Source organism: Novosphingobium sp., assembly GCF_037133355.1.
GTDB lineage: Bacteria > Pseudomonadota > Alphaproteobacteria > Sphingomonadales > Sphingomonadaceae > Novosphingobium.
Genome location: NZ_JBAXOI010000004.1, coordinates 133,528 through 155,065 on the forward strand (window position 1 = coordinate 133,528; position 21,538 = coordinate 155,065).

Consider the following 21,538-nt stretch of genomic DNA (forward strand, 5'->3'; position numbering starts at 1 on the left):
GCCCGAGGATATGGCGCGAACCGGGAGCGAGAGCAACCGAATGACGCCACTTGTCCCAAGTCTAACTGCGCTCGTTCCACGCGGTATAAGCCGCCAAAGCCCGTGCCCGCGCCTCGGCATGGCCGACGATCCTTGGTGGGTAGGCTCGAGGGCGCACCTCGGGATCATGGATGCGCGTATCGTCGAGGTGGACCAGTTCGGGCACCCACTGGCGGATATAGGCCGCCGCATCGAACTTGGGCGACTGGCTGAGCGGCGCCATGATCCGCACGAACATGTTGGAATCGACTCCGGTGCCCGCGCTCCACTGCCAGTTGACCGCGTTCGAGCCGTAGTCGGCATCGACGAGCGTATCCCAGAACCAGCGCTCACCCTCGCGCCAGTCGATCAGGAGGTGCTTGATGAGGAAGCTCGCCGTAATCATCCGCACGCGGTTGTGCATCCAGCCCGTTGCCCACAGCTCGCGCATTCCTGCATCGACGATGGGGTAACCGGTTCTGCCTTGCTGCCAGGCCTTGAGCCCCGCCGGGTCCTCGCGCCAAGGGAAGCCGGCGAAGCCCTCGCGCGCGGGCTTTCCGGCATAGTCGGGCAGCTGGAAGATCACGTTCTGGGCATAGTCGCGCCAACCCAGTTCGCCGAGGAACGTGCCGACCGAGCCGCCACGGGTCATCGCCGCATGCCAAACGGCTCCGGGCGAAATCTCGCCGAAGTGCAGGTGCGGCGAGAGGCGCGAGGTGCCGGGGACCGACGGCAGATTGCGGCGCTCCGCATAAGCTTTTGCACGCGGCAGGAAGGCCTCGAGGCGCGCGGCGGCTCCTGCCTCGCCCGGTATCCATTCGGCACGCATGCCGCCTGCCCAATCGGGCGTGGTGGGTAGGAGGTTCCAGTCGACAAGGCTTTCAGAGGCAGGCCACGCTTCCGGCGCGGGGATCCGGGCCGGCGCCGGGACCGGCGCTGCGGGCGGCATGCGTGCGTCAAGCGCGCGCCAGAAAGGCGTATAGATCTTGTAGGGCTGGCCGCTCCCCGTAGTTACCGAACCCAGCGGGGCGAGATAATTGCCGTCATGACGCTGGAGCGTTAGCGCTTCGCCCACCGCACGCTCGGCATTGCGCCACCAAGGCTCGTAATGGCGCAGGCAGTGGACTGTGCTAGACCCCGTCTCGCGTACGAGGTCCGCCAGAACCTGCTCACAGCGCCCCCGCCGCAGGATCAACCGCGAGCCTCTCGCCCTGAGGTCGGCATCAAGGTTCGCAAGGCTATGGTGCAGCCACCAGCGTGAGGCCGCTCCCATGCGGCGGTGTTTGGGTGTCTCGTCATCGAGCACATAGACCGGGATCACCGGCCCGGCAGCTGCTGCAGCGGCAAAAGCAGCCTGATCGGCAAGGCGCAGATCGCGGCGCAGCCAGACGATGGAGGGTTCGGTCATACCGCTGCTCTGCACCGCGCGAGGGCCTGCGCGGCACCTGACCATTCGGGCACGCCGTCAATCACCCTCGCCGCAGTCGCTCGCGGAAACACTGAAATTGCGGGCCAGCGCCGGGCCGGTAAAGCGGGCATCGCCGAACGTGACGCGGGTGCACGAGCCGGCCTCCTCCAGATGCGCCATCGGCAATTGCGACCATGCGAGGAAGCGGCGGACATGCGGGGTTGCGCCCTTTGCCGCCACGACGCGCGGATCGGTCATGTTGTCGGGCACCGGATTGCCGAACCCAGTTAAACCGGTGAGCCTCTGCAGCGGATCGTAAGTGCCAAAGGCAATCGCCCCGCGCTCGCGCCACATCACATCGCGGCGCCAGAACGCCAGCGGCTCGGGCGAGGCGAAGACTCGGTCGGGCTTGGCATAGGGTGCGTCGCTGCGAGGCGCCTGCCAGGTCAGTGATGAAATGCCGATATTCAAGGCGATGAACGCCATACTTGCAACAAGACCTGCGACTGCCGGGGTACCGGAAGCCTTGCGCCGGGCCGCCCAGATGCCCAGGCCCTGCATTGCCAGCAGCCACGGTGAGACAATGAACAGGCCATCGGTGTGGAACCAGCGCTCGCTGAAGGGAGACAACAGTTGCACCGCATAGACGTTCTGCAAATCAAGCAGCGGATGAGTCAGCGCGGCAAGAAAGGTGATCGCCAGAAGCCAACCAAAGCGCATTGGAGGCGTATCGGCAGCGAAACCGCCGAGCCGGGCCTTCCGCCGGTCAAGCAGCCACAGCATCCCCGCCAGCAGCGGGGGCAGCACCAGCACACCGCCGATCAGTCCATGCGTAAAACCCCGGTGGGTTGCCAATGGGGCCCATGGCACCCAGCCAAACACCACATCGATATCGGGCAGGTTCGCTGCCAGCACGGCGGCCGCGAGCCCCTTGCGAGTTCGGTGTTTGAGGCCCGTTTCAGCGAGCGCCCAGCCGACGAGGCTGTGAGTCAGATTGTCCAGACGCTGCTCCCGTCAGGCCAGATCGGCTTCCACCGTCCAGGTCTGGCCCTTGCTCAGCAGCTTGGCGAGGTTTGCGGACTTGCCGGCGGCCGAGCGCGTGCGTTCCTCAATCACGGCAGCCTCGAAAGTCGGGCGCGGATCGTCGTAGATCACGCCGAGTGCCATCGGGAACGGGCCGAAGGGCATTTCAACGAGGAGATGCGCCATCGCGCGGTTCTTCACATCGTGAACGCGCACCCCCGCCGCCTGCCAGTCGCCGTCCACCACGTCGACAACCTTGAGCGACAGCGTCTCGGTATCAAGCGCGATGCCCTTGGTGCCCTTGTTGAACAGCATCGGCTCGCCGTGCTTCAGCCAGAGCTGACCCATGGCAGCACCGGCCTTCTCGGTGAAATCGGCGAAGACGTCCTTGTTGTAGACGATGCAGTTCTGGAAAATCTCGACGAAGGCCGCACCCTGATGGGCATGCGCCGCCTTCAGAACCGCGGGCAGTTCCTTCGAGACGTCGTAGGCCCGCGCGATGAAGCGCCCGCCCGAACCCAGCGCGAAGGCACAAGGCAGCGCGGGACGATCGACCGAGCCCAGCGGCGTGGTCGGCGAGACGGTGCCGAGGCGGCTCGTGGGCGAATATTGGCCTTTCGTAAGGCCATAGATCTCGTTGTTGAACAAAAGGATCTGCGTGTTCAGATTGCGCCGCAGCACATGCATCGTGTGGTTGCCACCGATCGACATGCCGTCGCCGTCCCCCGTCACCAGCCAGACATCAAGCTCGGGGTTCGCCAGCTTGAGACCGGTCGCGAAAGCCGGGGCGCGGCCGTGAATCGTGTGAAAACCGTAGCTTTCAATGTAATACGGGAAACGGCTTGAACAGCCGATGCCCGAGACGAACACTGTCTTGGCGGGGTCCGCGCCGATTTCCGGCAGGACGCGCTGAACCGCTTTCAGGATCGCGTAATCGCCGCAGCCCGGGCACCAGCGCACTTCCTGATCGGTTTCCCAGTCCTTGAGCGTGGTCTTGATAGGGGTCATGTCGTTCATGGCTGTCTTCCCTCAGGCCAGCGCCGCGGCAATCGCCGCCTCGATTTCGGCAATGGTGAACGGCTGTCCGCTCGTCTTGTTGAGCGGCTTGGCATCGACCAGATACTGATCGCGCAGCACGGTCTTGAACTGGCCGGTATTCATTTCCGGAACAAGCACCTGGTCATAGTTCCTTAGAAGCTCTCCGAGGTTGTCCGGCAGCGGCCAGATGTGACGCACATGGATCTGGCTGACATCGAGCCCCTTGCGGCGCGCACGGCGCACGGCCTGGTGGATCGGCCCATAAGTCGAGCCCCAGCCCACCACCGCAAGCTTGCCGCCCGCTTCGCCAAGCGTGACTTCCTGCGCCGGGATGCTGCGCGCCACACCATCAACCTTGGCGCGGCGCGCGTCGGTCATGGTCTGGTGGCTGGCGGGCGAATAGTCGATGTTGCCGGTGCCGGGGTTCTTCTCGATCCCACCGATGCGGTGCATGAGGCCGGGCGTGCCGGGCTTGATCCAGGGCCGCGCGCCCTTCTCGTCGCGCGCATAGGGCAGCACCTTGCCTTCGGGGCCGTTCGGTTCTTCAAGGAACGCCACCGGAAACGGCGTGAAACCATTGGGATCAGGCACCTTCCACGGTTCTGCAGCATTGGCGATATACCCGTCAGTCAGCAGTATGACCGGAGTCATGTATTGCGTCGCGATGCGGCAGGCTTCGATCGCGCATTCGAACGCGTCCGAGGGGCTGCGCGCAGCGATGACCGGCATCGGAGCATCGCCGTTACGGCCATAGACCGCCTGATAAAGGTCCGACTGCTCGGTCTTGGTTGGCAAACCCGTCGAGGGGCCGCCACGCTGCGAATTGACGATGACCAGCGGCAGCTCGGTCATGATGGCAAGGCCCATCGCCTCACCCTTGAGCGCAATGCCGGGGCCCGAGGATGACGTCACGCCAAGGTGCCCACCATAGGACGCGCCGATCGCGGCAGCGATTGCGGCAATCTCGTCTTCCGCCTGGAAGGTGGTGACGCCGAACTCCTTGAGGCGCGCGAGATTGTGGAGGATCGCCGAAGCAGGCGTGATCGGATAGCCGCCGAAGAACAGCTCCAGCCCCGCAAGCTGCGCGCCCGCGACGAGGCCATAGCTGATCGCCTCCGCACCTGTAACCGTACGGTAAAGGCCGGGTTCGCTCTCGACCGGCGCAAGATGGTACTGCTTGAGCGGGCCAGCCAGCTCTGCGGTCTCGCCATAGGCGTGGCCGGCATTGAGCGCGGCGATATTGGCATCGGCGAGCACCGGCGCCTTGGCGAACTTGGCCTTGAGCCAATCGATCAGCGGCTGCCGGTCACGGTCGAACATCCAGAGGGCGAGGCCCAGCGTCCACATGTTCTTGCAGCGCAGTGCCTCCTTGTTGCCGAGGCCGAACGGCTTCACCGCCTCGAGCGTCAGCGCCGAGATATCGAAGGCGAGCACCTGCCACTTCTCGAGGCTGCCATCCTCGAGCGGGCTGACGTCATACTTGGCCTTTTCGAGGTTGCGCTTGTTGAACTCGCCGGTGTCGGCGATGATCAGTCCGCCCGCCTTCAGCGCCTGGACGTTGGTCTTCAGCGCCGCCGGGTTCATCGCCACAAGTACATCGGGCGCATCGCCGGCGGTGTCGATCTCGGTCGAGCCGAAGTTGATCTGGAACGCCGAGACACCGAACAGCGTGCCCTGCGGCGCGCGGATCTCGGCGGGGAAATCGGGGAAGGTCGCAAGATCGTTGCCAGCGAGCGCGGTCGAGAGCGTGAACTGGCCGCCGGTAAGCTGCATGCCGTCGCCTGAATCGCCTGCAAAGCGGACGACAACGGCTTCGGGCGCGTCGGCAGGACCGCTCCCGCCGGTGTGGCCTTCGGGTTCGCTCTCAAGAACTGTCGCCATATGATCCTCTGCTCTGCGCGGCGCCCGTCGCTCTGGTGGGCGGGCCCCGCGTCCTCTTGCGCACCGCTGCGCCTATGCTCTCATCTAGCGGCAAGCAAAGAAGAAAAACTGATACACCGCAAATCGCGTGCTTGCTCTTGATTCCGATTGCCTGCGAAGGTCAAGCTCGCAAAAATGAGTTTTGCCGGACAGCCTGCGCGGCTACTCCGTCAGAGTAGAACCGAATGAGGAAGAGGAAGTCCATGTCAGACACCGCCACCACCCCTTACGTCCGCCCCGATGTGAAGGCCTTCCTCGATTTCATGGCATCGGTGCCCGGACCGACCATGTCACAGATGGGTCCCGAAGGCGCGCGGGCAAGCTATGTGCAGATGGGCGTGATGGCCGAAGCCGAGCCGCGCGAACTCGCGGTGATCAAAGACCTCGCCTGCCCCGGACCCGCCGGAGACATTCCGCTGCGCTTCTACGACGCGCGCGAGACGCGTGAGCCCGGCCCTGCGGTCATGTTCTTCCACGGCGGTGGCTTCGTGATCGGCGATCTCGACAGCCACCATTCGCTCTGCACCGAGATCGCGGCCGAGCTCGATCTGCCAGTGATCGCGGTGCACTACCGCCTCGCGCCCGAGCATCCCTTCCCCGCCGCGCCCGACGACTGCGAGGCGGCCTCGCGCTGGGTGGCGACGAGCCCCGAAGTGCTGGGCCGTTCGATTACCGGCCTCATCCCCATGGGCGACTCGGCCGGTGGCAACCTGACGATCGTGATCACGCAGGCGCTGGCCGAAAGCCCGGCGTCGGTGCCGGTTGTGCTGCAGGTGCCGATCTATCCGCTGAGCGACGACAAGCCAGACCATGCCTCCTTCAACCAGTTCGCCGACGGCTTCGTCCTCACTGCCGAGACAATGAAGTGGTTCTCCGATGCCTATCAGGCCGAGCTGGGCCACCCCCGCGCCTACCCGATCTATGGCAACCATGCGGATACGCCGCCGACCGTTCTCGTAACCGCCAGCCTCGATCCGATCCGCGACAGCGGCCGCGTCTACGGCGCCGAGCTGATCCGCGCCGGCGCGGAAGTCGTGTTTCTCGAAATGAAGGGCACGACCCACGCCTTCGCCCAGCTACGCAAGGCATTCCCCAGCGCGCACGGCGACATGCAGCGGATCTTCGCGGCGGTGCGGCTACTGCTGGACAGGAACTGATGCGCGTGGATCCTGCCGGGCTCCCTTATCGCCCCTGCGTCGGGGTCATGCTCGTCAATGCCGAGGGCCGCGTTTTCGTGGGCAAGCGGATCGACAGCAAGGAAGGCGATGCCTGGCAGATGCCGCAGGGCGGGATCGACGAGGGTGAGGACCTCCATCCCGCCGCTTTACGCGAACTGCACGAGGAGACCGGCGTCACACCCGATCTGGTGACGATCATCGCCGAGAGCCGCGAGGAATACCTCTACGACTTGCCTGACGAACTGCTCGGCAACCTGTGGGGCGGGCGCTATCGGGGCCAGCGGCAGCGCTGGCTGCTGTTGCGCTTCAATGGCGAAGATCACCAGGTCCGGCTCGACGCCCATGCCCACCCGGAGTTTCTTGCGTGGAAATGGGTGGAGGCCGAGCAACTGCCCGACCTGATCGTGCCGTTCAAGAAGCGGGTGTACCGGCAGGTCGTCGAGGAATTCCGCGCTCTGATCTGAGGCTGCGGCGTCAGTTCGCCTCGACTTCGGGCTCGGGCTTTACCGCATCAGCGGAAACGACGCGGGCAACCGGGCCCTTGGCGATTATGTCGGCGAGCTGCTGCACCTCGGGGCAACTGCGCCCGCACAGCCCTTCGAGCCGCGCGAGATTGCCCTTGGCCTTCTCGATCGCGCCCTTTTCAGCCATGGCCCCGCCCTCACCCGAAAGCGCGGCGAGGTTGTTGGGATCGCGGTTCAGCGCCTCGCGGTAATAGTGGATCGCCTTGCCCTGCATTCCAGCGGCACGCGCGGCATCGCCTAGGGCAAGATAGGTCGCCGGATTACCCGGATCGATCGTCAGCGCGGCCTCGAAGCTGTCGGTCGCCGCTTCGACATCGCCGCGTCCCAGCAAGCCTCGCCCGGTTTCGATCAGGGCCCGGGCGCGGGGATCGGTGGGCGCGGCAACGCCGGCCAGACCGGCACTCCCTGTTACCGCAACGAGAAGAGACAAGGCAATCGCAGCAGGCAAGTAACGCATCAACAACTCCCAGAGCCGGCCGTCCGGCGCGCGCGATCTCCCGGCTTCCATAACATTCATTCGTATCACAGCCGTTGCAACGTTGCGAAGAAAAACCCGTCAGTCGCATCGTCCCAAGGGGTAAGCCTGAGGCCGGCGCCGCGCGGGGTCCCAGCGCCAACATCCTGTTCGGCTGCACGCCACTGCAGGTTGGCGGCCAGAAACGCCGCGATCACGTCAGGCCCCTCGGCATCGAGCAGCGAGCAGACGACATAGGTAAGCCGCCCGCCGGGGCGCACGAGCTCTCCCCCGATACGCAGAACATCGGCCTGCATCCGGGCATAGCGAGCCAGTGCCTGCGCGGTGAGCCGCCAGCGCGCTTCCGGGCCGCGCCGCCAAGTGCCGGTGCCCGAACAGGGCGCATCAACCATGACCGCATCTGCCTTGCCTGCCCAGTCGGCGAGCGCCACCAACTCGCGGCCCGGATCGAGCAGGCGGATCTCCGCCAGAGCTCCGGCGCGCGCGGCACGCTGCGGCAGGCGCGAGAGGCGCGCGCGGTCGATATCGCAGGCGAGCAGCTGCCCGCGCCCGTCCAGAGCCGCGGCCAGCGCCAGCGTCTTACCCCCGCCGCCCGCGCATAGATCGACCACCGCCTCGCCGGGCTGCACGGCAAGCGCTCGGCAGGCAAGCTGGCTGCCGGTATCCTGCACTTCGAACAAGCCCTCGGCGAAGGCCGGCCAAGTCTCGACCGGTGTTCCGCCTGGCAGCCGCAGGGCATCGGGCGCCTGCGTGGTTTCGGCCGTCACGGGAAGCTGCGCCAGCAGTGCATCACGGGTAGTCTTTAGGCGATTGGCGCGCAGATCGAGCGGGGCACGGCCGAGCAGCCCGACTCCCTGTTCAGCCGTAATGTCCGATGCCGCGAGCTGCGCCTCTAGCCACGCCGGGGCGAGGCCCGCCACGGCTACCGGCTCGTCCGGAACGATGGCTGCCGGGCCATAGCCCGAACCATCGAACAGCGCGGCGAGCGCCGGATCAGCCGCCGCCAGCGCAAGCATGGCAGCGCGCCCGCTCATCGGCACTTCGCCGCAGGTGCGGATTGCCTGCCACACCAGATCGCGGATCGCGCGCCGGTCTTTCGAGCCGACGAAGCGGTGCGTGCGGAACCATTCGGCAGCAATCCGGTCGGCCGAGGCGCCTTCGCGGCGCACGGAAGCGATCACCAGATCGAGCACCTCGATGGCCGATTGCACCCGCGCGGCGGGAGTCATGACGCGCCCTTCAGCGGTGGCTCAGCGCGAGGGATAGTTGGGTGCCTCGCGGGTGATCGAGACATCGTGGACATGGCTTTCGCGCAGACCCGCATTGGTGATGCGCACGAACTTCGCATTGGTGCGCAAATCCTCGAGCGTGGGGCTGCCGGTATAGCCCATCGCGGCCTTGATGCCGCCGACAAGCTGGTGGACAACGTCCTTGGCCGGGCCCTTGTAGGGCACCTGGCCCTCAATCCCTTCAGGCACCAGCTTCATCGAATCCTTGATGTCCTGCTGGAAATAGCGGTCCGCCGAACCGCGCGCCATCGCGCCGACTGAGCCCATGCCACGGTACGACTTGTAGGCGCGGCCCTGATAAAGGAACGTCTCGCCCGGCGCTTCCTCGGTGCCCGCGAGCATCGAGCCGACCATGATCGTGCTTGCCCCCGCCGCCAGCGCCTTGGCCGCATCGCCAGAGGTGCGCAGGCCGCCATCAGCGATGACCGGCACGCCCGACTTCGCCGCTTCGGCCGCGCATTCGAGCACCGCGGTAAGCTGCGGCACGCCGACGCCTGCGACAATGCGCGTGGTGCAGATCGAACCCGGGCCAATGCCGACCTTAACGCCGTCCGCGCCCGCATCGATCAACGCGCGCGTCGCCTCGGCCGTCGCGACATTGCCCGCGATCACCTGCACGGTGTTCGACATGGCCTTCACCGCCTCGACCGCGCGCGCGACGTCGCGATTGTGTCCGTGGGCGGTGTCGATGATGATCACGTCGCATTCGGCATCGACCAGCGCGCGGGTGCGCTCGAGGCCCTTGTCGCCGACCGTGGTCGCCGCCGCGACGCGCAGGCGCCCGGCGGCGTCCTTGGTGGCATCCGGGTAAGTGACCGCCTTCTCGATATCCTTGACCGTGATGAGCCCGATGCAGCGGAAGGCGTCGTCCACCACCAGCAGCTTTTCGATCCGGCGCTGGTGGAGCAGGCGGCGCGCCTCGTCGCCGGAAGTGCCGAGTTTTACCGTTGCAAGGTTCTCGTGCGTCATCAGCTCGTGCACCGGCTGTGCCGGATTGTCGGCAAAGCGCACGTCGCGGTTGGTGAGGATGCCGACGAGCTTGCCGCTCTTCTCTACCACCGGGATACCGCTGATCTTGCTCGCGCGCATGATCGCCTGGGCCTCACCCAGCGTGGCATCGGGGGTGATCGTGATCGGATTGACCACCATGCCGCTCTCGAAGCGCTTGACCGCGCGGACCGCGGCGGCCTGCTGCTCGACCGTGAGATTGCGGTGAAGCACGCCGATCCCGCCGAGCTGGGCCATGACGATCGCCATGTCCGCTTCGGTCACGGTGTCCATCGCGGCCGAGATTACGGGGATGTTGAGCGTGATCGAGGCGGTCAGGCGCGTGCGGGTGTCAGCCTGGGTCGGCACCAGATCCGATGCGCCGGGACGCAGCAGGACGTCGTCGAAGGTAAGGCCGAGAGGGATATCCATGGAGCGCGCCACTTGCCGGAGGGGACGAATCGTGGCGGCCCATGTAATCAAGCAGGGCGGGTTCGGCTAGGGCCTAAGGACTACTTTGCCCCAATGCTCGGCCCGGCGACCTGCCCGGAAGCCGGCCAGGCCTTCACGTCGGCGAAGAAGCGCACCAGCTCGGCCTGAACGACCACATCGTCGACCATCCCGCCATAGACCACGCGCGAGGCATCGTCCGAGGGGCGATGATAGACGTTGTCCATGAACGCCTCGAGCCGTGCGGGGTCTGAATAGCTGCTGCTGACCATGACCGAGGGGACATCATGCTGGATCAGGATCCAGCTGTCCTGCCGCCGGGCAAAGGCATTGGCCGCATCGCCGGGCGCCAGCTTGCGCTTCAGCCCCTTGAGCACCTTGGCAATGCCGGGATCCAGCGGCGTCAGCCCCTGCCCGACCACGCTCAGCGGGAGCCCGGCGGGCACAAGGCCCGTGCTGTCGACATTGAAAGCGGCAACCACGCTCCCCAGCGGCAGCGGCGGGTTCTCGGCAAAGGCCAGCGCACCGAGCAGGCCCAGCTCCTCGCCGGTCGTGGCAACAACATAGACGTCGCGATCAAGCGGCTTGCCGGCGGACAGCAGCCGCGCAACTTCGGTGATCACCGCAAGGCCCGAAGCGTTGTCGACCGCGCCGTTGCAGATTAGGTCTTCGGCCGGCGGCGCAGCGCATTTGCCGAAGTGGTCCCAGTGCGCCATGAGCACCACCGCACCCGAGCCCGGACGCCGTCCCTCGAGCTTGCCAATGAGATTGTGCGTCTTGATCCGGGTTTCGCGATTGGTCGCCTCGAACGACGCGGTCACGCCAAGCGGGCGCGAACTGAACCCAGGCGCGGCGCCGGCAGCGCGCAGAGCGGCAAGATCGGGTCCGCCCGCCGCAGCGAGGATCTGGCGGGCGGCATCCGGGGTTACAAAAGCCTCGATATCGCCGCCGAGCCGCTCGCCCACCAATGCATACCCGGCGCGGCGGCGGCGCGCGATGATATCCTCAAGGCTGCGCTCGCCATCAAGCACGGTGAGCACGGCCGCAGCGCCGCCTTCAAGCAAACGGCCCGCGCGATCGATCGACCGGGCTTGCTGGCCGATGGCAGCCGCTTTGCCCGTTTCGCGCGGCGGCGCCTCGCTGTCGAGGATCACCGCGACCCGGCCGGCCAGTTCGGTGCGCAGCGCCTCCCCGCCTGTGCTGCGCCCGACATAGACCAGCGGTGCATTCTCGATCAGGCTGCGCAGGCCCGAGGTGACGACGAAGTAGCCGGTTTCGGCAAGAGCCACGCGGCGGCGGCCGTGGACGAACTGGGCGCGAGACCCCTGCGGTTCGCGCTCGACCAGTTCCGCCGGCGCAAACCATGCGTTTCCGGGATCGTTGGTGCCTGATTCGAGCCCGACATCGAACCACTGCCGCGCAAGGTAGCGCAAGGTCAGGGTCTCACCCGGTGTGCCGGGTTCGCGCCCGCCAAATTCGTCGCTGGCGAGCGTGGTAACATGCTGGCGCAGCTGCGCCTCGATCAAGGCAAGCTGGCGCTTGGTCGGCGCAGCCGCAGTGGCCGATGGAAACGCCAGCACGAGCAGGCCCGGAACCAGCGCAGCCAGCAGCCCTTGCCGGATGCGGCGCGCACCAGTGAGGGCAGATGGGATCATGGCAACCGGTTCACCCCAAACGACTCATCGCCTTCCCCCAACGGTCCAACGCGCGGAACAAGCTGGCAAATGCGGGGGACCTGCGCAAGTTTCCTCTGTAGGCGGGGCCTTCGCGGCGCTAGGGTGGTCCCGACGGTAAGGAGCAAAGCGGATGCGGCTCGACGATTTCGACAACTCGATCAATGTCGAGGACCAGCGCGCCGGCGGTGGTGCGCGGTTTGGCGGACCGGGCGGCAAGATCGGCTGCGGCAGCCTCGTCATTGCGCTGATCGGGGCGCTCGTATTCGGGATCAATCCGCTGCAAACGCTGGGCGCGCTGCAGAACCTGCAAGGGGCCGGAGGTTCCGCCCCCACGCAGACAGCCCCCCGCGAGCCCGGCAGCCTTGCCGAAAGCTGCTCCGTCAACGCCTTCAGCCACGAAAGCTGCAACGCGCTTGCCTCGCTCAACAAGACATGGGCGCCGCTGTTCCAGCAAGCCGGGATCGATTTCGCCGCGCCCAAGCTGGTGTTCTATGCGCGCCAGGGCCAATCGGGCTGCGGCGACGCACAGAGCGCGATGGGGCCGTTCTATTGCCCGGCGGACCAGGGCATCTACATCGACACCGATTTCTACACCGAGATGGACAAAGGGCTCGGCGCAGGGGGCGATTTTGCGCGGGCCTATGTCATGGCGCACGAATATGGCCATCATATCCAGAACCTCCTCGGCACTTCCGAGAAAGTAAGCGAAGCGCAGCGCCGCAATCCGCCGATGGCCAACCGGCTTTCGGTCAAGCTCGAGCTGCAGGCCGATTGCTATGCCGGGGTCTGGGCCGCGCGGAACAAGGACCGGATCGATCCGGGCGATATCGAGGAAGGCCTGCGCGCCGCGCACCAGATCGGCGACGATACGCTGATGGCCGCAGCCGGGCGGACGCCGGCCGAAGCCGCGTTCACCCACGGCAGCAGCGCGCAGCGTATGGCGTGGCTGCGCAAGGGGCTGGAAACCGGCAACGAGGACGCATGCGACACGTTCAGTGCGCAGTCACCCGCGGGAGCACAATAGCGGGAGCCGCACTGATGGCGAAACGGAGACCTTTCATGAAATCCTGCCGCCTGGCCATCGCGCTTCTCTCTTGCGCCGCCGCCACTTCTGCCGCCGCGCAGACCGTCGTTGCCCCCTCGAACGTTACGGCAGGCGATGTCGTTGCCAAGCCGCTCGACGATCTCAATCTGCGCAAGGATGAAATCCCGCCCATCCTCATCGCCGCGCGCGAGGCGACTTACTCTTTGACCGGGGCGAAGTCCTGCCGCGCGCTCGCTGCCGAAATCGGGCGGCTCGACACGGTCCTCGGTCCCGATATAGATGTCGCCGCCGAAAAGACGCGCGGCGAGAAGCGCGGCAATGCCGTGGGGCAAATGGCCAGATCGGTGATCGGCTCGTTTATTCCCTTTGGCGGGGTGATCCGCGAAGTGACGGGCGCGGCGGGCAAGGAGCGGCAATGGCAAGTGGCGCTCTATGCGGGCGCGAGCCGCCGCGCGTTCCTCAAGGGCTATGGCCAGGCGCGCGGTTGCCCCTATCCGGCGCGCGCGGCAACTCCGGCGCAGGCCGCAGCCCTGCAGGCCGAGGCCAAGGGGGCAGATAGCGCACCCGCGCAGGCGAGCACTGCCCCTGCCCCGGCCAAGGCGGTCAAGCGCAAGCGCGGCGGCAGCCGTAAGGCCCGCCGCCGCTGATCCGCAATCTAGTTCGCGACGCGGGCGAAAGCCCGGTCGAGGTCACGCTCTGCCTTGTCGAGCGCGGCAAGGGCCTGCTTCCGGGCGTTTGCGGGCATGTCCTTCTCGCTCATGACCTCCGCGCGCGCCTCGGCGATATCCTTGCGTGCCTCGGCGATTTCCTGGCGCGCCTCGGCCATGCTTTCGGCCACCTCACGCTCGATCGCGGCGGTGTCGACCAGGGGCGGTTCGGGCGGAGCGGGAGGCTCCGGCGGTGATGGGGGTGTTGGGGGTGTTGGGGGTGTTGGGGGTGTTGGGGGTGTTGGGGGTGCGGGCGGAGCGACTTCGGCCGGCGCCGAAGGATGCGCCGCAGCAGCGCCGCCAAGCGCCAGAAGCGCCGCGCCCGCGATCAGCGCGCGCCATGTGCGAGGGGGCATGGGGAGGTCCTTTCCAAGCGGTTTTTCGATGACAACGAGCCTGCCCCCGCCCCACCGGAAAGTCCGCCGCCGTTCGCCCAACAGCCAACAGCGGCCCGACGAACAGCAGATGCGGGCTCAGGATTTGGCTTCGACGATCAGATAGACCCCGGTCGTGCGGCCGATGTTGCGCCCCTCATGCCAGTCGATCCCGTCGCTCCACCAGCTGTCCCCCGCCTTGAGCTTGCGCACGACCGTGCCGCTGGCGGTGGTGATGCGCATGGTCGAACCCTGGAGGATATAGCCCCAGTGCGGCGCATGGCGGTGCCGCTCATGGCCCCAGCCCGGCGGGAAGGTGCAGCGCAAGGTGCGCAGGCGCTCGTTCTCCTTGAGCACGACGCAGACCGGCTTGCCCTTCCAGCCCGCCTCGAGCGGATCGGGATAGGCTCTGGCCTCGGGCGGCGGAATGGCGGCGGCCGGGCCGGTGAGTCCGAGAAGCGCGGCTGCAGCAATCGGCACGAGTTTGAAACGAGGTGACATGAAGGCCTTTCTAGCTGACATCGGACTTATCGGCCACATGATCCAACGAGGCGATACCGCCGACGTCCTTTTTGCCGACGAGCGCGGATCGGGTCGCTTCGACGAGGTAAAGCAGCAGCACATAGCCGGGCACTGCCAGGGAACTCTCTGACCGCAACGCATCTGCGAGTGTCAGAACGAAGAGTACGAAGACGAGGGTGAGGCACAGGGTGATCACCAGGGTTCTTGTGGGCCGGGTTCCATCCCATGCCAAGAGCGGCAGGGGCAACGGTGCGAAGCCGCGCATAAGCAGCAGACCACCAACCAGACCGACAAACAGGAACAGCAGAAACGCCGCAGTGATACCGATCAGGGGAATGCCGGGGGAGTCTGCGCAGGACGGCACCATATGGCGGTCGACAAGCTGCCAGATCGCCGCAACCTCGCCGAACCAGCCCAGACCAAGACCGACAATTCCGACAGCAAAGAAATACCAGCGTTTCAAAGGCGTTACGCACCAATGGCCGGTCATGCCGATGTTCCATCGCACCAAACCAAACAGCGTAGCGGCCAGCAGCATCAAGCCGCCACCGCTATCCATCAGCGGCCAACGCACCGTTCGCAATGCCGCGATCCGTTCGTGCCAATGGGGCGCGACGCGGCCCATCTCGTCGCAATCGGTGATCAGCAGCTCGTAAGCAGCGCCATAGTCCGAATTAGTCTTTGTCAGGAGGCCCCAACAGAAAAGCGCGGCACCCGCCAGAGCGAGCGTCGCGCAAAATCTGTAGACAGTGAGCAAAGCCACTGCCGGCCTCTCAGTAAACGCGCTTCTTCGGCTTGATGTACTCGACGTCGTCGGTCAGCGTGTATTCGTGCACCGGGCGGTAATCGAGCTTCACCGCGCCGCCCTTGCCGCCCCAGCCATCGAACCAGCTGGCGGTGTGCTTCATCCACTCGCCGTCATTGCGATCGGGGAAGTCCTCGTGCGCATGGGCGCCGCGGCTTTCCTTACGGTTGCTGGCGGAATGCATCGTGACGGAGGCCTGCGCGATCAGGTTGTCGAGTTCTAGCGTCTCGATGAGGTCCGAGTTCCAGATCAGCGAACGATCCGAAACCTTGATATCGGCCATGCGCTCGTAGGTCGCGGCGAGCTTTACCTTGCCCTCGTCCATCAGTTCGTCGGTGCGGAACACAGCCGCGTGGGCCGACATCGTGCGCTGCATCTCGTTGCGAACCTGCGCCGTCGGCGAGCCGCCATTGGCGTGGCGGAACGTGTCGATGCGGGTCAGCGCGAGGTCGGCGCTGTCCTTGGGCAGGGCCTTGTGCGACGAGCCGGGCTTGATGATTTCCTTGAGACGCAGGCCGGTGGCGCGGCCGAACACGACAAGGTCGATCAGCGAGTTGGAGCCGAGGCGGTTGGCGCCGTGGACCGAAACGCAGGCCGCCTCGCCCACAGCGAAGAGGCCGGGGATCACGGTTTCCGGATTGCCATCCGCGCCGATCGTCACGACTTCGCCGTGGTAGTTACAGGGGATGCCGCCCATGTTGTAGTGCACCGTCGGCACGACCGGCAGCGGCTGGCGCGTCAGGTCCACGCCGGCAAAGATCTTGCCGCTTTCAGTAATGCCCGGCAGGCGCTCGCCCAGCACCTTGGCGTCGATATGATCGAGGTGCAGGTAGATATGGTCCTTGTGCGGACCAACGCCCCGACCTTCGCGGATTTCGAGTGCCATCGAACGGCTGACGACGTCGCGGCTGGCAAGGTCCTTTGCCGACGGCGCATAGCGCTCCATGAAGCGCTCGCCTTCGGAGTTGGTGAGATACCCGCCCTCGCCGCGCGCGCCTTCGGTGATGAGCACGCCCGCGCCGTAGATGCCGGTGGGGTGGAACTGCACGAATTCCATGTCCTGCAGCGGCAGACCCGCACGAAGCACCATGCCGCCGCCGTCGCCCGTGCAGGTGTGCGCCGAAGTCGCGGTGAAGTAGCAGCGGCCATAACCGCCCGTCGCCAGCACCACGGCATGGCTGCGGAAGCGATGAATCGAGCCGTCGTCCATGCACATGGCGATCACGCCGCGGCATTCCGGCACGCCGTTGGCGCCGGTTTCCATGATGAGGTCGATCGCGAAATATTCGATGAAGAAGTCCGCGTCGTACTTCAGGCTCTGCTGGTAGAGCGCGTGGAGCATGGCGTGGCCGGTGCGGTCCGCCGCAGCGCAAGTGCGCTGCACCGGCGGGCCTTCGCCCATGTTCTGCATGTGGCCGCCGAACGGGCGCTGGTAGATCGTGCCTTCGGCGTTGCGGCTGAAGGGCACACCCGCATGCTCAAGCTCGTAAACCGCAGCCGGTGCCTCACGCACCATATACTCGATCGCGTCCTGGTCGCCGAGCCAGTCGGAACCCTTGACGGTGTCGTACATGTGCCAGGTCCAGTGGTCCGGGCTGTTGTTGCCGAGGCTGGCGGCAATGCCGCCCTGTGCCGCAACCGTGTGCGAACGCGTCGGGAAGACCTTGGTGATGCAGGCCGTGCGCAGGCCCGCCTGGGCCGAACCCATCGTGGCGCGCAGGCCCGAACCGCCGGCGCCGACGACGACGGTGTCGTAGGTATGGTCGATGATCTTGTAAGCAGGATTGGAAGCCATGGCTCAGGCGCCCCCGAGAGCGATGCGCACGACAGAAACGATGCCGAAGGCAGCGCCCGCGAACGGCACGATGTTGACGAGAAGCCAGGCCGCGACCTTGCCGCCTTCTTCGTGGATGTAGTCTTCCAGCATGACCTGCACGCCAAGGCGCGCATGCTGGAAAGTGTTGATCATGATCAGGATCAGCGCCGTCGCCGGAAGCGGCTTGGCCGCCCAGGCGTGGATCGTTGCATAGTCATGCGTGGGCATGAGCGCGAGGCTGATCATCAGGAACGGGATCAGCACCAGATTGCCGACCGCGGTCAACCGGGAGGACAAGAAGTGGTGCGTGCCGTGGTGGCTCGAGCCGAGACCGCGCACGCGGCCAATGGAAGTACCGTTACCCATGAAAAATCCTCAATAGGGTATGGATCGCTGGATCGGAGAAGGGATCAGTGCAGCAGCACAAAAGCCCAGAACACGCTCGTGGCGGCGACGGAGAACAGCAGCGTCATCGACGACCAGCGCGCGTTGGCCTCAAGCTCGTAGCCCGCGCCGATATCGAGCACGAAATGCCGGATGCCGGTCGCCATGTGCTGGAAGAAGGCCCAGGTCAGGCCGACAAGGACGATCTTGCCAAGGATCGCGGTGAATGTCTGGATGCCAGGTTCCGGCGCGAGCCAGACCCAGTCGATAAAGGTCTGATAGCTCGCCGGGCCGCCCGCCAGCGCGCTCACCCACCAGAGCAGTAGCCCGAGGCCGACGAAAGCCAGTCCGTTGCCGGTTATACGGTGCAGGATCGAGACCAACATGGCCGGACCCCAGCGCCAGATTTCGAGATGCGGCGATAGTGGCCGCTTGCCGGGCGCCTGCGCCATAGAAACCCCTCAATAAATTAGCCAAACCTGCCATGCCCTTGGAGCATGGCCGCTTCGCGATTCGTATTAGCCCAAATGCCAGTGCGTGCAACCACCGTGGAAGGGCAAATCCGATGCCCCTGTTGCTACCCCCCATTCGCTGGTAGAGCGCCGGCATGAAACCACCCGTCATTCTGGTCACCGGCTCCACCCGCGGCATCGGCGCCGCCCTGGCCGAAGCCCTCGGCGCGCGCGGCGCCGCCGTCATCCGCCATGGTCGAAGCGCTGCCCCCGGCGTGGTCGGCGCCGATCTTGCCGCACCGGCTGCGGCGGAAATGCTTTGGGAAGATGCGCTCGCACTTGGCGAAGGCCGGATCGACGTACTCGTCAACAACGCCGGTCTCTTTGCCGCCAACCCGATCGAAGCCTCGGACATTGCCTGGCTCGATGGCTGGGAAGAAACGCTGCGCATCAATCTCACTGCCGCCGCGCAGCTTTCGCGCCTCGCCGTCAAGCACTGGCAGGCGCGCGGTGTGCCCGGACGGATCGTGCATGTGGCAAGCCGCGCCGCTTATCGCGGGGATTCGCCTGCTCACTGGCATTATGCTGCGGCCAAGGGCGGTATGATCGCCATGCACAAGACGATAGCGCGCGGGTATGCAGCGCAAGGCATCCTGAGTTTCGCCGTGACCCCGGGCTTCACCGATACCGCGATGGCCGGCGACTATCTTGCAAGTCGAGGCGGCACGGGGCTCCTGGCCGATATACCGCTGGGCCGCGTCGCAACACCTGAAGAAATCGCCGTCATCGGCGTGTTCTGCGCGCTCGATGCGCCGCCGAGCATGACCGGCGCGGTGATCGACGCGAATGGAGCCAGCTTTGTCCGCTAGGGCCGCCCTCGCCTTGCTGGCGCTCGCTCCGGGCCTTGCTCTGGCCAAACCCGCGCCCACCGGGCCGGACCGCGCTGCCACAGAGGCGATCATGAAGCAGTGCGAAGGCAAGGAGGATTTCTCCGCTCCCGCCCCGCCAGCGCGGCTCTATGGCAATACCTATTATGTCGGCACCTGCACCGTCAGCGTCTTGCTGGTGACCTCGCCGCAGGGCCATGTGCTGGTCGACACCGCGACCGAGCAGGCCGTTCCGTCGATTCTCGCGAATATCCGTACGCTGGGCTTTCGGCCGGAGGACATTCGCTGGATCGTGAGCAGCCACGAACATTTCGACCATGTCGGCGGGCTCGCCGCATTGCAGAAGGCAACCGGCGCAAAGGTCGCTTTGAGCGCGCCGGCGGCAGTGATTGCCGAGACGGGCCAGCCCGACCCGGCGGATTCGCAATACGGCGTGCTCAAGGACCATCCGTTCGCGCCGGTGAAGACAGACCGCATCGTCAAGCCCGGCTCGGTCGTGCGCGCCGGTCCGCTGCGACTGACGATGGCAGCAACGCCGGGTCATACCGCCGGCTCGACCAGCTGGACCTGGCAGAGCTGCGCGGGCAAACGCTGCCGCACGGTCAGCTATGTGGACAGTATTTCCGCGCTCGCAGCCAAGGCTTATCGCTTCACCGACCACCCCGAGGTCGTCGCCCTCTTCCGCCGCACGTTCGCGGCGATCGCGGCGCGGCGCTGCGGGATCCTCGTCACCCCGCACCCCTCGGTGAGCGACCTGTTCGAACGCATGCTCGGCAAGGCGCCGCTGGCCGCGCCGGACGCCTGCCGCAAGTACGCACAGATGGGCCGCGAGGGGCTTGATGCCCAGCTTGCCAAGGAAGCGGCGGGTTCATCCAAATGAGCTGGAAAATCACCGTACATGCTCCTGCCGAAGTGGTGCGCGCCGCGCTCGTTGCGCACGAGGATGCCGAGGACTGGGATTTCTCGATCGTACTCGGCGGCGGGCAGATCGATCGAGAAGCGCCGGGCGCATGGCAACTTGAGGCATGGCTCGAGCGTGAACCCGAAGCCGAGGACAAGGCCGCCATCGCTGCACTGTTCGCCTGCGGTGCGCCCGACCTGATCGTGGAAGAACTGGCAGACGCCGATTGGGTCACGCTCAGCCAGCAGAATGTCGAGCCGATCCGCGAGGGGCCGTTTTACGTCCGAACCCCCGATCACCCACCAGCCCCGGCCGAGCGCGATTTTGTCATCCCCGCCAGCCAGGCCTTCGGCACCGGCCATCACGAGACGACCGCCGGCTGCCTTTCCATGCTCGCGCATATCAAGGCGCAGGGCCTCGTCGTACGCAATATCGCCGATATCGGCACCGGCACCGGCCTCCTGGCCTTCGCCGCACTCCACCTCTGGCAGCGCGCGCGGGCGACCGCGAGCGATATCGATGCGCTGTGCGGACCGGTGGTGGCCGAGAACGCCGCGCTCAACGGCATTGCGCTTGGCGATGGCCCCGGCAAGCTGGGCATGGTGATCGCCGCCGGGATGGAGCACCCCCTGCTCCGCGCCGCCGCGCCCTATGACCTGCTGATTGCCAACATCCTCGCCGGGCCGCTGGCCGAACTCGCGCCTGCATTCGCCAAGGCCGTCACGCCCGGTGGCAGCGTGCTGCTGGCGGGTCTGCTGACAGCGCAGGAACCCACCGTGCGCTCTGCTTATACGCGCGCAGGCTTTTCGCTGCGCGCCCGCATGCAGCGCGGCAACTGGTCAATCCTTTGGCTCAGACGCCGGACAGGCCGCTAAGCAGCAAATCGAGCGCGTTGCGCGTAAAGGCGATCATGTTGGCGAGCCGGTCGTCATGTCCGGTTTCGACCACCATGGCTGCCTCGAAACCGGGCCCTACCACCGCCGCGGCACTGGTGCCCGAAGCCACGCCCAGCGGATGCACCCCCGGACCCGCCGCGCCGGTCTCGGCCACGCCCCAATCGCTTTCATACTGCGCCCGGATCAGCCGGGCCTGCGCGAGGGCATAGTCCCCGGTTGCCGAAGTCAGCCCGCGCAGCGAGCCCGGCTCGTGCCCCAATACGAGGCGCCGACCCTTGATCGTGTAGATCACCCCGCCACCACGGTAGTAGGCCGAAGCCCCCGGCATCGCGAGCAGCGCCGCCGAAATCAGCCCGCCGGTCGCGCCATCGACCACGGCGACAGACTGGCCCCGCGCCTTGAGCAGAGTGCCGACGGAGGTGCCGATGGGGGTCAGGTCTTCGAAAGTCATGGCAAGGTGTCCCAATCGCGAGTGGCGGACAGCAGCCATCGCACGCGGCGCGACTTGGCGTAAGTGCGCTTGATCCGGCGCTCATCGGCTTCAAGGCGGCTGCAGCGAAGCTCACGCACCGCATCGGCGATCTGCTTCGCGCGCTCGGCATCATAGCCTTCTTCGCCGCCCCAGTGGTTGCACCCTGCACGGCGCAGCAGAAACGCCCGCACCGGCCGCGGTGCTGCATGCAATTCGCGCCGAACGCGCAGTTCCACCGGAGTTGCCGCCATTGCCGCTGCAGCCATCGTCAGAAACAACACAGCCCGTTCC

23 protein-coding genes are annotated in these 21,538 nt (G+C 66.1%); 7 read left to right on the forward strand and 16 right to left on the reverse strand.

The window, feature by feature from the left end:
* Positions 1-61 precede the first annotated feature (61 nt).
* The 4 genes from WCL10_RS06065 to WCL10_RS06080 are packed head-to-tail and all read right to left on the reverse strand — an operon-like array spanning position 62 to position 5,368.
* On the reverse strand, positions 62-1,426 hold the full coding sequence (locus WCL10_RS06065; protein WP_336894738.1) for a deoxyribodipyrimidine photo-lyase: 1,365 nt from the start codon (positions 1,424-1,426) through the stop codon (positions 62-64).
* Positions 1,427-1,483: 57 nt separating this feature from the next.
* Positions 1,484-2,428 (reverse strand): metal-dependent hydrolase, encoded by a 945-nt coding sequence (locus tag WCL10_RS06070; RefSeq protein ID WP_336894836.1) that lies wholly within the window; start codon positions 2,426-2,428, stop codon positions 1,484-1,486.
* 12 nt (positions 2,429-2,440) lie between these two features.
* Positions 2,441-3,466, reverse strand: coding sequence for a 2-oxoacid:ferredoxin oxidoreductase subunit beta (locus tag WCL10_RS06075; protein ID WP_336894739.1), 1,026 nt, complete (start codon positions 3,464-3,466; stop codon positions 2,441-2,443).
* 12 nt (positions 3,467-3,478) lie between these two features.
* Positions 3,479-5,368, reverse strand: a complete 1,890-nt coding sequence (locus WCL10_RS06080; RefSeq protein ID WP_336894740.1) for a 2-oxoacid:acceptor oxidoreductase subunit alpha — start codon at positions 5,366-5,368, stop codon at positions 3,479-3,481.
* A gap of 242 nt (positions 5,369-5,610) precedes the next feature.
* On the opposite strand from WCL10_RS06080, the gene WCL10_RS06085 reads away from it, so the two are divergent.
* Positions 5,611-6,564: an alpha/beta hydrolase gene (locus tag WCL10_RS06085; RefSeq protein ID WP_336894741.1), complete on the forward strand. Its 954-nt coding sequence runs from the start codon at positions 5,611-5,613 to the stop codon at positions 6,562-6,564.
* Positions 6,564-7,049 (forward strand): RNA pyrophosphohydrolase, encoded by a 486-nt coding sequence (locus tag WCL10_RS06090; protein ID WP_336894742.1) that lies wholly within the window; start codon positions 6,564-6,566, stop codon positions 7,047-7,049. The genes WCL10_RS06085 and WCL10_RS06090 overlap by 1 nt, the downstream gene beginning before the upstream one ends.
* Before the next feature lie 10 nt (positions 7,050-7,059).
* Here WCL10_RS06090 and WCL10_RS06095 read toward each other — a convergent pair whose 3' ends face one another.
* The 4 genes from WCL10_RS06095 to WCL10_RS06110 all read right to left on the reverse strand — a co-directional run bounded on the left by WCL10_RS06095 (position 7,060) and on the right by WCL10_RS06110 (position 11,965).
* Positions 7,060-7,566, reverse strand: coding sequence for a tetratricopeptide repeat protein (locus WCL10_RS06095; RefSeq protein ID WP_336894743.1), 507 nt, complete (start codon positions 7,564-7,566; stop codon positions 7,060-7,062).
* Between the two features lie 65 nt (positions 7,567-7,631).
* Complete coding sequence (locus WCL10_RS06100) at positions 7,632-8,813, reverse strand: RsmB/NOP family class I SAM-dependent RNA methyltransferase (protein WP_336894744.1); 1,182 nt, start codon at positions 8,811-8,813, stop codon at positions 7,632-7,634.
* Between the two features lie 21 nt (positions 8,814-8,834).
* Positions 8,835-10,292, reverse strand: coding sequence for an IMP dehydrogenase (gene guaB / locus WCL10_RS06105; protein ID WP_336894745.1), 1,458 nt, complete (start codon positions 10,290-10,292; stop codon positions 8,835-8,837).
* Positions 10,293-10,372: 80 nt separating this feature from the next.
* Positions 10,373-11,965, reverse strand: a complete 1,593-nt coding sequence (locus WCL10_RS06110) for a M28 family peptidase (RefSeq protein WP_336894746.1) — start codon at positions 11,963-11,965, stop codon at positions 10,373-10,375.
* Between the two features lie 151 nt (positions 11,966-12,116).
* Between WCL10_RS06110 and WCL10_RS06115 the strand changes: the two genes are divergently transcribed.
* Both WCL10_RS06115 and WCL10_RS06120 read left to right on the forward strand, forming a co-directional pair.
* Entirely contained in the window at positions 12,117-13,010 is an 894-nt protein-coding gene (locus tag WCL10_RS06115) for a neutral zinc metallopeptidase (RefSeq protein WP_336894747.1), read from the forward strand.
* Between the two features lie 35 nt (positions 13,011-13,045).
* Positions 13,046-13,678 carry a hypothetical protein gene (locus tag WCL10_RS06120; protein WP_336894748.1) on the forward strand — a complete coding sequence of 211 codons (633 nt, stop codon included), beginning with the start codon at positions 13,046-13,048 and terminating at the stop codon, positions 13,676-13,678.
* Between the two features lie 8 nt (positions 13,679-13,686).
* Here WCL10_RS06120 and WCL10_RS06125 read toward each other — a convergent pair whose 3' ends face one another.
* The 6 genes from WCL10_RS06125 to sdhC form a co-directional block, all read right to left on the reverse strand.
* The gene (locus WCL10_RS06125) at positions 13,687-14,094 is read right to left on the reverse strand and encodes a hypothetical protein (protein ID WP_336894749.1); all 408 of its coding nucleotides are present in this window, start codon (positions 14,092-14,094) and stop codon (positions 13,687-13,689) included.
* A 117-nt stretch (positions 14,095-14,211) separates the two neighbouring features.
* Positions 14,212-14,613: a cupin domain-containing protein gene (locus tag WCL10_RS06130; protein ID WP_336894750.1), complete on the reverse strand. Its 402-nt coding sequence runs from the start codon at positions 14,611-14,613 to the stop codon at positions 14,212-14,214.
* A gap of 10 nt (positions 14,614-14,623) precedes the next feature.
* Positions 14,624-15,397, reverse strand: coding sequence for a hypothetical protein (locus WCL10_RS06135; RefSeq protein ID WP_336894751.1), 774 nt, complete (start codon positions 15,395-15,397; stop codon positions 14,624-14,626).
* A 10-nt stretch (positions 15,398-15,407) separates the two neighbouring features.
* Positions 15,408-17,234, reverse strand: coding sequence for a succinate dehydrogenase flavoprotein subunit (sdhA, locus tag WCL10_RS06140; protein ID WP_336894752.1), 1,827 nt, complete (start codon positions 17,232-17,234; stop codon positions 15,408-15,410).
* Positions 17,235-17,237: 3 nt separating this feature from the next.
* On the reverse strand, positions 17,238-17,621 hold the full coding sequence (gene sdhD, locus WCL10_RS06145; protein ID WP_336894753.1) for a succinate dehydrogenase, hydrophobic membrane anchor protein: 384 nt from the start codon (positions 17,619-17,621) through the stop codon (positions 17,238-17,240).
* A 44-nt stretch (positions 17,622-17,665) separates the two neighbouring features.
* The gene (sdhC, locus tag WCL10_RS06150; protein WP_336894754.1) at positions 17,666-18,091 is read right to left on the reverse strand and encodes a succinate dehydrogenase, cytochrome b556 subunit; all 426 of its coding nucleotides are present in this window, start codon (positions 18,089-18,091) and stop codon (positions 17,666-17,668) included.
* Positions 18,092-18,246: 155 nt separating this feature from the next.
* Here sdhC and WCL10_RS06155 point away from each other — a divergent pair, with 155 nt between their 5' ends.
* The 3 genes from WCL10_RS06155 to WCL10_RS06165 are packed head-to-tail and all read left to right on the forward strand — an operon-like array spanning position 18,247 to position 20,754.
* Complete coding sequence (locus WCL10_RS06155) at positions 18,247-18,960, forward strand: SDR family oxidoreductase (RefSeq protein ID WP_336894755.1); 714 nt, start codon at positions 18,247-18,249, stop codon at positions 18,958-18,960.
* Positions 18,950-19,858 (forward strand): subclass B3 metallo-beta-lactamase, encoded by a 909-nt coding sequence (gene bla / locus WCL10_RS06160; RefSeq protein WP_336894756.1) that lies wholly within the window; start codon positions 18,950-18,952, stop codon positions 19,856-19,858. The genes WCL10_RS06155 and bla overlap by 11 nt, the downstream gene beginning before the upstream one ends.
* Positions 19,855-20,754, forward strand: coding sequence for a 50S ribosomal protein L11 methyltransferase (locus WCL10_RS06165; protein WP_336894757.1), 900 nt, complete (start codon positions 19,855-19,857; stop codon positions 20,752-20,754). Before bla ends, WCL10_RS06165 begins: the two co-directional genes overlap by 4 nt.
* On the opposite strand, the gene WCL10_RS06170 is transcribed toward WCL10_RS06165, so the two are convergent.
* Together WCL10_RS06170 and WCL10_RS06175 are read right to left on the reverse strand one after the other, a co-directional pair.
* Positions 20,732-21,226, reverse strand: a complete 495-nt coding sequence (locus WCL10_RS06170) for a CinA family protein (RefSeq protein ID WP_336894758.1) — start codon at positions 21,224-21,226, stop codon at positions 20,732-20,734. The genes WCL10_RS06165 and WCL10_RS06170 overlap by 23 nt on opposite strands.
* Positions 21,223-21,525: a hypothetical protein gene (locus tag WCL10_RS06175; RefSeq protein ID WP_336894759.1), complete on the reverse strand. Its 303-nt coding sequence runs from the start codon at positions 21,523-21,525 to the stop codon at positions 21,223-21,225. Before WCL10_RS06175 ends, WCL10_RS06170 begins: the two co-directional genes overlap by 4 nt.
* Between the last annotated feature and the right edge of the window lie 13 nt (positions 21,526-21,538).